At 44.2% G+C, this 12,572-nt stretch carries 8 protein-coding genes; 7 read left to right on the forward strand and 1 reads right to left on the reverse strand.

What is annotated here, in order from left to right; genetic code table 11:
- The first annotated feature begins 1,011 nt into the window (after positions 1-1,011).
- Positions 1,012-2,205: a TRAP transporter substrate-binding protein DctP gene (gene dctP / locus Q0238_RS04900; protein WP_297943442.1), complete on the forward strand. Its 1,194-nt coding sequence runs from the start codon at positions 1,012-1,014 to the stop codon at positions 2,203-2,205.
- A 961-nt stretch (positions 2,206-3,166) separates the two neighbouring features.
- On the opposite strand, the gene Q0238_RS04905 is transcribed toward dctP, so the two are convergent.
- Positions 3,167-5,434, reverse strand: a complete 2,268-nt coding sequence (locus tag Q0238_RS04905) for a molybdopterin-dependent oxidoreductase (RefSeq protein WP_297943444.1) — start codon at positions 5,432-5,434, stop codon at positions 3,167-3,169.
- 394 nt (positions 5,435-5,828) lie between these two features.
- On the opposite strand from Q0238_RS04905, the gene Q0238_RS04910 reads away from it, so the two are divergent.
- The 6 genes from Q0238_RS04910 to Q0238_RS04935 all read left to right on the forward strand — a co-directional run.
- Positions 5,829-6,428, forward strand: coding sequence for a 4Fe-4S dicluster domain-containing protein (locus Q0238_RS04910; protein WP_005871891.1), 600 nt, complete (start codon positions 5,829-5,831; stop codon positions 6,426-6,428).
- Positions 6,425-8,398, forward strand: a complete 1,974-nt coding sequence (locus Q0238_RS04915) for a proton-conducting transporter membrane subunit (protein WP_297943446.1) — start codon at positions 6,425-6,427, stop codon at positions 8,396-8,398. Before Q0238_RS04910 ends, Q0238_RS04915 begins: the two co-directional genes overlap by 4 nt.
- Before the next feature lie 10 nt (positions 8,399-8,408).
- Positions 8,409-9,338: an NADH-quinone oxidoreductase subunit H gene (locus Q0238_RS04920; protein ID WP_005871895.1), complete on the forward strand. Its 930-nt coding sequence runs from the start codon at positions 8,409-8,411 to the stop codon at positions 9,336-9,338.
- Between the two features lies 1 nt (position 9,339).
- Positions 9,340-9,984 (forward strand): hydrogenase 4 membrane subunit, encoded by a 645-nt coding sequence (gene hyfE, locus Q0238_RS04925; RefSeq protein ID WP_297879995.1) that lies wholly within the window; start codon positions 9,340-9,342, stop codon positions 9,982-9,984.
- A gap of 2 nt (positions 9,985-9,986) precedes the next feature.
- Entirely contained in the window at positions 9,987-11,468 is a 1,482-nt protein-coding gene (locus Q0238_RS04930) for a hydrogenase 4 subunit F (protein WP_297943448.1), read from the forward strand.
- A gap of 2 nt (positions 11,469-11,470) precedes the next feature.
- Positions 11,471-12,572, forward strand: a 1,102-nt coding sequence (locus tag Q0238_RS04935; protein ID WP_297943450.1) for an NADH-quinone oxidoreductase subunit C, incomplete at its 3' end; no start/stop codon positions are given.

Genomic DNA, 12,572 nt, shown 5'->3' on the forward strand with positions numbered 1-12,572 from the left:
GCGGAGTAAAATTTCATTTAGCGCAGAAATTTATGGAGCGATAAATCCGCGAGATAAAATTTTGCGAAATAGAATTTCTAAAACGCGAAATACGGAATTTTGCGGACTTAGGCTTAAAATTTTAAAATTTAGCAAGCAGGCTTTGCGAATAAAATTTTAAGGCATGACGGCTGTAGAATTTTGTTTTAAAATTTTATGCTGTCAAACAAGAGCAAAATTTCAAGGCTTAGAATTTACGCTAAGAAATTCCGCGCAATAGCAGATTTAAAATTTTTAAATGCATTTTGTGACACGGAATTTTGTAAAAAATTTTAGACAACGCGGGGCGGCTCTGCGTAAAATTCTAATCTAGGCTTCGTGCGGAATTTGCATCAAAACTCCGCGCGGAATTTTGCGCTCGACTAAGGCGCAAAATTCAAATATAAAGGCGCACTCTCCGCTTGCCGATGCGGTACAAAGAGTGCGCTGATTGCGGAATTTTAAATTTAAAAGCACGATTCTGCCGTCTAAGATCAAAAAATGGCGTGGCATCCAGGCTTGCCGATAATGACAAAGCTCGCTTTGAAAGGAAGGGAGAATTTTATCTGCAAAAGCGCAAAGATGGCATTTTAAGATACTTTTGTCATTTCTAAGAGAAAAAGATCCGCGTTGGAAGCTTTTAAGAAAGCGCGCTTGATAAAATATTATCGCTAGATATGATGCAGGTAAGTACGCCCGAACGCGGCAAAATTAAAACGAACGCAGCGCTCTATCGTCGCAAAGCCAGGCATTGTAAAATAAAAAAGCTTGGGCGGAGCGCTTAGAAACAAAATATCGCAAAATAAGACGTCTGCAAAGCAAAGTGCTTATAAGATGAAGCGTCGTAAAATAGAATAGAAAGCAACGTGTCGATAAAATAGACACCGTGAAGCAGAATTTCGTAGCAGTAACGCGGAACGCGATTAAATTTTAAGCCGGCGGCGCACTAAATTTTGAAATTTTATGAATTTAAAACTTTATGAAAGGATATAAATGAAAAAGATTTTTTTGTTTGCATGTCTCATGCTTTTGGGCTCGCAACTTTTCGGCGACGATAAGGTATATCGCCTAAGACTTGCTAGTACGTGGGAGGCAACTACGCCCGTTTTGGGCGCTGCCGCCGAGGATTTTAAAAACTATGCCGAAAGCCTTAGTGGCGGCAGGCTTCAGATCCGCATCGATACGCCGAGCAAGCACAAGGCAAGCTTTGGCATATTCGACTTCGTCAAAAGCGGTCAATACGATCTAGGATATACTTCGCTTTATTATTATAAAGGCAAAGACGCCAAAACTATGCTCTGGACGGCGGTGCCTTTCGGTATGACTACTGATGAGCAGCACGCGTGGTATTACTATGGTGGTGGGCGAGAGCTTAATGATAAGATGTTCGCACAATACGGCATGAAGACCTTTTTGATGGGATCTACCGGCATGCAAATGGGCGGCTGGTTTAAAAAAGAGATCAACTCGGTCGCGGATCTGCAAGGGCTTAAATTCCGCATACCGGGGCTAGGCGGAGAGGTGATGAGCAAGCTGGGTGCTACTATAAACACGGTACCTACGGGCGAGCTATTTATGGCGTTAGAAATGGGTACGATCGATGCGGTCGAGTGGGTAAGCCCTGTCTATGATATGCCACTTGGATTTCACAAAGTGGCTAAATACTACTACACAGGCTGGCAAGAGCCTATGGGAGACTGCCAGCTGCTGGTAAATCAAAAGGCGCTAGAGAAGCTGCCTGCGGATCTTCAAGCGATCTTAGAGGCTGCAGCAAGACTTGCCGGAGAGAACTTCCAAAATAAGGGCTTTTACGAAAACGCTCGCATTTGGGCGGAGCTAAAAGCGCAGTTTCCGGATGTGCAGGTGCGCGACTTCCCTGCAGACGTGATAGCCGCGCTTAAAAAAGCAACGAATGAAATTTTAGACGAGGAAGCGGCGAAAGATCCGATGTTTAAAGAGATCCTAGACAGCCAGCGCGCATTTTTGAAAATCGGTAGAGAATGGAACAAAATAAGCACCGTAGCCTACATAAATAACGTAAGTGGCATCGCGGGCGAAAGCATAGCAAATCCAATCTCCGCAAGCCCTAGCGGTACGACAAGCTCAGATTCTGCAAGCAGCGAAAATCACGGCGCTGCGAGCGATTCTAACGCGACGGACGGCAAAAATTTAGGAGCGACAAAGTAAAGTAGGTGCTGCTAGCGATAAAAATTAAAGCGAGACGAACAGACCGGCACAATAAGTAGCTCAGGCACGACAAGCGGCAGAAATTTTAACTACTTTGCATAAAGTAAATGGAATTCTGCCGCAGCAGCTTTGGCGCAATAGCTTCAATATCAGAGCCTAGTTTCATAAATCTCATCCGCAAGCAGGCAGCAGCTTTGGCGCAATAGCTTTAACATCGCAAGTAGCGCGATCTATCTAGTGCAGCGAGCGACTCCCGCGTGAAAATAGAACGCCAAAAACACGCGATAAAACAAAATTCTAAAAATTCCGAGCTCCAAGCACGGCGGAATTCGGAATTTTAAATCTAAAATTTTAAAATCAAAATTTATGGATTTCGGACGGAGCGCGAAACTACTCCAACTATGCTATAAATCGGCATTTGCAACTATTAAGACTAAAAGCCGTGTCTAGTGCTTTAAAAAGCCTATGAGTCTTTTACATTCATCTATTAAAATCACAAAAATTGCATTTGTGTTATTAAAATTATGGCATTTCTTGACAACAATATAGGCTAATTCGCATAAAATCAGCCTGCACGCGTTAAAATTTAATCAATAATGTAATTTGGCAAGATTTGTCGCGATAAAATAGCCTTATTATCATGCTTATCTTTAAAATTTACTCCATTGCGCCGCTCTTATAGAGACTACATTTATTAGGATTTGATAAATCGCGAATGCCCAGTTTCTGCAGCCGCATCTATTAACGCAATAGCAGATAAATTTCACACCCTCTTATCAATAATAGTGCAACTACGCAAAGAAAGCGTATTAATATCGAGAAATTTATTGAATTCTTGAAATTTTTGATCTTTAAAATATCGCAAGACGGCTAGATCGCTAAAAATTTCATATTATTTGAATTGATTGTTAAAAAGTAGATTCGGGAGCATAGCCCCGAATCTACGGATAAGATTAAATTCTTAGAATTTAATCGGATGGTGGTGGAAGTCGTCGTAAACGACCTTGTTGGTCTGAAACTTAATGCGCTTAAGCTCGCGGATACGCAAGAATTCCTCTTCGTCGATCTTTTTGATCTGAATCGCTGCCTTAAACGTAGGCGTTTTAGCGATGAGATCCCAGCCGCCGCTGGTTAGCTCGTTGCAGCAGCTCTCCCAGTAGTGATAAGACATCTGAATGATACCATCCATTATACACTCGGTAATGTCCGCCTTGATCGCGATATAGCCGTAGCGGCTCCACGCGACGATGAAATCGCCCTGCGAAATTCCGTATCTCTCGGCGAGTTTCGGATTCATTTCCGCAATCGGTCCTATCGCGTCACCGCCCTGCTCTACGGTCTTAGAGCGCCTAGTCATCGCGCCTCCTGCATACTCGTAAACTTTACGCGTAGTTAGAAGCTGGATCGGGAACTCCTCGTCGGTCTTCTCGTCCACGGAGCCCGCCATTACAGGATAATCTTTCGGCATATTCATACGCTTTGCGAATTCCTCTTTGGCGCTTTCGATCTTGCTCTTATCATCCACAAATAGAACTGGGACGAAATTTCCTTTACCGTCCGGGGTAAAGAATTTTTTATCAAGGTACAATGCAGGTCCGCCCATAGAATTCTCATCAGGGCACGGCCAGTGAAGTCCGTGGTATTTTTTGATGCGGTAATAGCTCATTCCGCCGTAGTTGTGCGGAGCTACCCTGCGCACCTCTTCCCAAATCTGCTCTGGAGATTGAAATGTGAAATAATCCCCTAGTCCTAAGCGTCTGGCAAGCTCGCAGATGATAGCCCAGTCTTGTCTAGCTTGTCCCGGAGGGGCAACTACAATCTCGCTATGCTGTACGCGGCGCTCTGCATTTGCATAAGTGCCCTCCTTCTCGCCGCTGCAAGCTCCAGGAAGCACAACATCTGCTTTGCGGCTCGTCTCGGTTAAGAAAATATCTTGGATCACATACATTTCTACCTGCGAAATCGCGCGCAAGAAGTGGTTTGCGTTCGGATCGGTCATAACCGGGTTTTCGCCCATCGTCCAGAAGAATTTTACCCTACCATCAAGAATTGCGTCAGGCACTTCGGTTTTATGAATGCCGATCTTGCCGTTTAGGTGACCTTTCGGCAAATTCCACTGGCGCTCAAACCAATCACGGGCATTTTCGTCGGTTACAGCTTTATAGCCGGTAAATACGTTAGGAAGCATTCCCATATCGCAGCAGCCTTGAACGTTTTCTTGTCCACGGATCGGTAGATCGCCGCTTCCGAGCTCGCCCACATTGCCCGTTACGAGCATTAAATTTGAAATGTCGCAGACTGCGCCCACGCCGTGGTTGAAGTGAGTTACACCCATGCCGTGCGTGATAACCGCAGGTCGCGTAGTGGCGTAAATTCTAGCTGCTTTTCTAATATCTTCAGCGTTTAACCTAGTGTATTTGGCTACGGCTTCAGGCGAATAATCCTTAACCGCCTCTTTTACATATTCAAAACCCTTGGTGTATTTATTAACGAATTCGTGATTTACCAAATCCTCGTCGATAATAGCATGGATTAAAGCGTTGATGACTGGGATATTGTGCTCCGGCTCAAGCTGGAGGTGGATATCTGCGCGATTTGCAAATTCCGTCTTAACCGGATCAATAACGATGAGTTTAGCGCCTCTATTTAACGCTCTTTGAACGTGCATAGCTACGATCGGGTGACCATTTTCCGGGTTTGAGCCGATCATCATAATGCAGTTACTGTGAGTTCCGATCTCCGTGAAGCTATTTGTAGCCGCTCCGTTACCGATTGTTTTGGCAAGACCTGCCACAGTCGGAGCGTGTCAAATGCGCGCGCAGTGATCGATATTATTCGTACCTAAAATTCTAAGTAGCTTCTGCGCTACGTAGTTATCCTCATGCGTACAGCGTGCGGAATAGTTTCCGGCTATCGCGTCGGCGCCGTATTTTTCTTTAACTTCGAGCATCTTTTTAGCAACCAAATCAAGCGCTTCGTCCCAGCTAGCCTCGACCAAATCGCCGTCTTTACTAAATTTGCCATTCTTTTTACGAATTAGCGGAGTAGTAAGCCTATCTCTAGAGCCTACGTAATTCCATCCGTAATAACCTTTCAAACATAAACAACCTTGATTTACAGGGTTGTCGCTTACGCCGGTTGCGGATTTGATATAATTGTCTTCCGCAGTCAGCTCGATTTGACAGCCTGTGCCACAATAAGGGCATATGACCTTGCCTTTATTCGCCATATTTTCTCCTTTCGAAAATACTAAACATGCAAAATTACCATATATGCAATTTCGGCACAATTATATAAATTCTTACCTAAAATAAAATTGAAATTTTGTCTTAAGCTAAAAGAATTTTTTTAATTATAATTAGGAGTAAGTTGGGGTAATTTAAGTAGTAATTTAAATTTTAAAATATACTTTAATACTGATATACTAGACTTTTAAAGCAAATAATCAACGAACTGGTTTAAAAAAGAAATTAGTTTTCAAATTTAAGCTTTGAAAGCAAATTTATCAAATAAATTCCAAATATCGTCAGATAAATGACGGAATTTTTTTACGGACTTAAATATAATTACACCAAAATTTTTAATAAAAAATTTTTAAAATTCCTTAAGTCAAGGAGAAAGGTATGAAACAACATAAATTTGTAATCTGCGATTACAAACGATGTATCGGTTGCACGACGTGCATGGCAGCCTGTTACTCAAGTGCCTACGAGCGCGGCAAGCTTGCTAAATCGCGACTTACCGTGCTTAGACAGGCTTACGGCGTTATGCCTACGCAGTGCAGGCAGTGCGATGACGGACCATGTGCAAATGTCTGCCCTACCGGTGCGCTTCGCTTCGATAATAACTATATCGAATTACACGAAGAAATTTGCATCGGATGCAAGATGTGTACGCTCGCCTGTCCTTATGGCGCGATCAGCTCGAATGCCGAGCTTATGCCGTCAGTAAATTATGCGGTCGAGCCGAAGTATTATCTCGAGATCGAAAGCCAAGCGGGCGCCAAAAGCACCGCCATCAAATGCGATCTATGCAACGGACGCGAAAACGGTCCTGCATGCGTCGAGGTTTGCCCAACCAGCGCTATCATTATGATAGATCCTAAAGAAGGTAAGCATAAATTGGGCTTTGCGATAGACTACGATGCGGCTAATGCTTTTGCAAAAGACGTATTAAACGGCGAAATCAGTTGCGTCGCCAAAAAAGAAGGAGGCGCAAAATGATAAGCGTCTATACTTTATTTATCGTCAGTGCAGTAATTAGTATTCTTTTATACTGCGCTCCAAAAACTGCCGTTAAAGTAGGATTTGGATTAGGTGCCATCAGCTGTTTTTATGCGATGTGTCATTTCGTAGCCAATATGGGCGTAAGCGACAGCTTCGTTTTGGGCGGTACTTTCTTATATGCGCCAAAATTTGCTTTAAGCCCGCTTGGAAATTTCTTCAGCTTCGTAGTCGTTTTCATCGGCTTTGCAAGCAGCGTTTACGGCATGAGCTACGCTGAGGAATATATCGGAAAGGCAAATATCGGCGTTTTTGCATGTTTATTTAATACCTTCATCTTATCTATGCTTTTAGTTATCAGTGCGGATAATGTATTTTGCTTCGCTGTTTTATGGGAGCTTATGACGTTAATTTCGTCATTTCTAATCATAGTAAACGATGGCAAAGGCACGCTCAAAGCCGTTATGGTATATCTAGGTATAGCGCAGATCGGTGCATTTTGTATTACCTGTGGCTTACTTATCATTGCAAACTACGCAGGAAGCTTCGAATTTGCGGAGTGGGGAAAAGTAAATATGCCTATGGGCGCTTCTGTAGCAGCATTCATCTTGTTTTTGGTCGGCTTCGGTTCAAAAGCGGGAATGTGGCCTTTTCACGTTTGGCTACCGCAAGCTCACCCTGCGGCTCCATCGAATGTCTCTGCGCTAATGAGCGGCGTTATGATTAAAGTAGCGCTCTTTACCCTTGTTAAATTTACGCTATTTTTGCCGCTAAGCATCTATTTTGGGCTTGCAGTTTTGATCCTAGGAGCAGCTAGCTCGCTTTTTGGCGTTTTATACGCGTTGTGCCAGCACGACTTTAAAGCACTTCTTGCGTACCACTCGGTTGAAAATATCGGCATTATCTTGCTGGGTCTTGGCACCGGAATTTACGGCGTCGCAGCAGGCAATGTAACGCTAGCCGCAGTCGGATTTTTAGCAGGCTGCTACCACGTAGTAAATCACGCAATATTCAAAGGCTTACTATTCTTATGCGCGGGCTCTGTAATCCACGCTACTCATACGCAAAATATGGACGTGCTAGGAGGGCTAGCTAAAAAAATGCCTCTAACTGCCGTCGGTATGTTTATCGGTATCATGGGTATCGCAGCGCTTCCTCCGGTAAACGGCTTCGTTTCAGAGTGGTTTACCTATCAAGGAATGCTTCAAGGCGCTAAGGAAAGCGGAATTTTCATCAGATACGCCTTCTCTTTAGCAGTGGTCGCTCTTGCACTTACCGGCGTTTTGGTCGGTATGCACCTTAAGCTTTATGCGGTAATCTTCGCAGGAACCCCAAGGGATGAAAAAATTTGGGAAAATGCAAAAGAAAGCCCACTAGGAATGGTTTTAGGAATGATCATTTTGATGATAGGCTGCGTGGGATTTGGCGTAGGCGCACACTTCATAGTCGATTACATCATGCAGGCGGTAAATTCTATCACTTCCAATAGCGGATATGCCGCAAGCCTAGGCGCTTCGTCAATCACTTCGCCTTTGGGAAGTATCGTCTCAACTCCTCTTATTGCAGTGATTTTGTGCTCTACAATGCTGCTTCCGTTTATCATCCTAGCGGTTATGAAAGCAAATCGCGACAAACCTCGTGAAACCGATCCTTGGGCATGCGGCTTTAAATATAGCCCTCGCATGCAGATGACCGGCGGTCCTTTTACCGGCGATTTAAGAAAGATTATGGACTGGTTATTTAGAGGTCATAAACGCAGAATAGAGCAAAACGGCTACTTCGGACCGATCGAGTATCACAACCACCCACAAGACATTTGGTGGACGATGATTTATCAACCGGTAATCGATTGGAGTAAGAAGATCGCCGATAAGATAGGAATTATTCAAAGCGGCTATGCAAATTTATATACGCTTTACATCCTAATCTATCTTTGCGCGATACTGGGCGTCGGATATTTCTTGATCTAGGAGGTTTGAGATGCAGACTATACAAACTATATTTTTAATGATATTTCAAGTCGCGGTTATCGTCCTAGTCGCTCCACTCTTCGACGGTATGGCTAGAAAACTTCGAGCCAAGCTTCAGTCGAAACAAGGAAGCGATTTTTTCCAGACTTACCGCGATATTATTAAGCTTTTTAAGCGCGGCAGGACCGTTCCTGCGTGCAGCCACTGGGTATTTAGATGGGCGCCGTTTTTCCTTTTCGCTACTTCGGCGGCGATTTTGGCGGCTATTCCTATTACATACAGCAAAGATACCCTTTTCGGAGCGTATTCGGATATTTTCGTTATCCTATATCTAGGCGCGCTTTTGCGCTTTGTATTCGGTGCGGCTTCGATAGACAGCGGTAACCCGTTTGCCGCAACCGGCGGTGGACGCGAGCAGATGCTTGCCGTTTTTGTCGAGCCTGTTATGATGATGTGCCTAATTGTAGTAATGATGGCTGCGGGAACTTCAAATTTAGTTGAGATCCAGCAGATGGTACGTAGCGGTCAGATCGGCTATCAAATTCCAAGCTTTGCCGTCGCCTCGATTGCGTTTTTATGGTGTATGTATGTCGAGACCGGCAGAAAGCCATTTGATCTTGCCGAAGCCGAGCAAGAGCTTCAAGAAGGTCTACTTGGCGAATATGCAGGCAGCGATCTAGGCTTAGTGCAAGCGGCGCTTATTTTGAAGCAATTTGCGATGATCGGATTATTCCTAACGATATTTGAGCCGTGGAATTTTAGCAATCCGCTTTTAGCGATCATAATCTTTGTGCTAAAAACTGGCGTATTTTACGTAGCAGCCGTTTTCATCGACAACTTTGGACCGCGCTTTAGAATGACTTCGAGCATGCGCAAAATTTCATGCGGTGCTCTTGCCATCGCTTTTGCGGCATTAACGCTTTACGTAGTAGGATTTTAAGATGAATAGTATCGATATTTTAGCAATTTGTATGATCGTAACGTCACTTGCGGTATTCGGACTTAGAAATTTAAAGCTTTCGATCGGAATTTACGCGATTCAGACGCTACTTTTGGTAAGCATATTTTTTATGCTGTATTCTAACTTTAATGCGCCGCAGCTTAGAATTTGGGCGATAGTGGCGTTTTTTACGAAGGTTATTTTCGTGCCAGGAATTTTATTTTGGCTAGTTAAAAAGCTGGATGTGATCAGCGAGGATGAGCCGGTAGGCGGCTTTTTCGTAAGCCCCGTTATTGCGATGGGATTTTCGCTAGCGATTGCGATGACAATCAATCCGATCTTGCTTAAATTCTCTCTTATTCAAGAAAGAATCGTTCTAATAGCGGCGGTAACCGTATTTATGATGGGAATTTTCGGCTTCATGCTAAGAAATTCTTTCATCAAGCAAATTCTAGCCTACTGCCTCTTTGAAAACGGCATCCACCTAAGCCTTGCGCTTATGGCTTACAACTCTCATGAGCTAGTCGAGCTTGGAATTTTAACCGACGCGATCTTTGCGGTTATTATTATGAGCGTTTTGGCGGTTAGATTTTACAAAGCTTATGACGGACTTGATACGTCTAAAGCTTCGAATTTAAGGGGTTAATGATGAATAGTTTAGCTTTTATATTAATTTTTCCGTTGCTCGGAGCGCTGATATTATTCTTATGCCCTAAGAATTTCAAGCTCCTAAGCACGTTACACGTTTTGATTTCTGGGGTTACATCCGCAGGACTACTCTGTAACGTAGGCAAGCTTCTAAGCGGCAATGCCGAGGCGTTTTATGCATACGATAAATTCCTATTCCTAGATAGCCTAGGTTGCGTATTTTTAGTGCTAATCGCCGTAACGGGCTTTTTGGTAAATCTATACTCCACCACCTATATGAAATGGGAGATACAAGGCGGCCATCTGGATCTTAGCGATCTTAGAAAATACTATGCGCTCTGCCACGTTTTCGTTTTTACGATGACGCTTAGCGTTATATGCAACAACGTCGCATTTATGTGGGCTGCGGTAGAGGCTACTACGTTAGCATCGGTATTTTTGGTCGCTATTCACAAAGATAAAAAATCTACCGAGAGCGGTTACAAATATATCGTCATCTGCTCGATCGGCTTAGCATTCGCGCTTTATGCTACCGTTTTACTATATGCGGCTACATTCAAAATCACAGGCGACGGCGAGGCTTCGATGCTTTGGACAAGCATTATGGATAATGCCAAAAATTTAAACGGCGATGCCGCTAAGCTTATTTTTATATTCGCTCTAATCGGTTTTGGAACCAAAGCAGGACTTGCTCCTACTCACACTTGGCTTCCTGACGTTCACGCAGAAGGTCCGGCTCCGATTTCGGCACTACTTTCGGGTGTGCTTTTAAAATGTGCGATGCTAGCGATATTTAGATATTACGCTATCACAGCTCAAGCTGTAGGCTTTGACTTCGTTCAATCCGTGATGTTAATTTCCGGTACGATCACGCTATTTATAGCAGGAATTTTCCTCGTTCGTCAGCACGACGTAAAGAGGATGTTTGCTTACCACTCGGTCGTTCATATGGGTGTTATTGCATTTGCGCTAGGTATCGGCGGATATTTCGGCTTGCTTGCCGCGATCTTTCACTGCTTGGCTCACAGCTTTACCAAGGCTCTTGCATTCTGCTCTACCGGTAATATCGCTAGAATTTATGGTCACAAAGATATGACTAGAATGGGCGGTATGGTAAAAATCGCTCCGCTTACTACGATAATGTTTGGTGCTGCGGTTTGCTCGCTCGTAGGCGTTCCTGCGTTTGCGATCTTTGTAAGCGAATTTAACGTTTTCAAAGGCGCGATAGCCAGCGGTCAATACATAGCCGTAGCATTATTTGCGATCGCGCTCGTAATTATTTTCATCGCGGACTTCGCGCACTTTAATCTAGCGAGCTTCGGTACGCCTAAAGGTGAAGTGGTTTATGCTAAAGAGATGAGCTTGTTTGAAAATTTACCGCTAATCTTGCTTTGCGCTTTAGTGATAATTTTCGGCGTATGGCACGTAGGCGATTTTTGGATGCTCGTCGAAAACGGCGTTAGAATAATGATGAGAGGTTAAAAATGAGAGGCGATAAATTTATAGAAATTTTAAAGACCAAAGTCAAGGTTTTAGAAGTTACCCGCCAAGCCGAGGATCAAATCACCGTTTTAGTGGATAGAAATGATCTACCGCTTGCGGTTAAGACGCTATATTATGACATCGGTGGTTTTATCAGCACGATGATCCCTAACGATGAGCGCGAGCTAAACGGAAATTTCGCGCTTTACTATGCGATATCTATGGAAGGTGGCAAAATGACCGAAGCGGAGGATTTTGCCGCAGAGGATAAATGCTTCATCACCGTTAGGACGCTAATTCCTGGATCGGATCCTACATTCCCGTCGGTTACTCCTTTGGTGCCTGCTTGCGTATGGTACGAAAGAGAAGCTTTCGACATGTTTGGTTTAATCGCCGAAGGCTTGCCTGATAAACGTCGTTTGGTGTTAAGCGACGATTGGCCGGATGGACTTCATCCGCTTCGCAAAGACGCGATGGACTATCGCTATAGGCCCGATCCTGTAGATCATAAAGACGAGCCTAATGCAGAGTTTTTATTTCCTAGCGGCGACGGCGTAGTGGATGTTCCGCTTGGACCTCTTCACGTAACGAGCGATGAGCCGGGACACTTTAGACTATTTTGCGACGGCGATGAGATTATTGATGCGGACTACCGCTTGTTTTATCAACACCGCGGTATGGAGAAACTAGCTGAAAACCGAATGAATTACGATCAGATGGGCTATTTAGCAGAGCGCGTCTGCGGAATTTGCGGCTACGCTCACGCGATTGCGTGTATTGAAGCAGCAGAGAAAGCCATCAAGCTTGAAATTCCGCTTCGTGCGCAAGCTATCCGCGTCATCTGCCTTGAGATCGAGCGCCTTCACAGCCATCTTTTAAATATCGGTCTAGCCTGCGAGGTAACGGGTAACTACAACGCCTTTATGCATATCTTTAGGGTGCGCGAATACTCCATGGAGTTAGCTCAGCTCGTAACCGGAGGTCGCAAGACCTACGGCAATGTCATTATGGGCGGACTTCGCCGTGATATGACCGACAATGAAATTCGCAAGAGCATCGAGATCATCAACAAGCTCGACGTTCAAATTTCTGAAATTTGGGACG

This window comes from uncultured Campylobacter sp. (genome assembly GCF_938045775.1).
Lineage (GTDB): Bacteria > Campylobacterota > Campylobacteria > Campylobacterales > Campylobacteraceae > Campylobacter_B.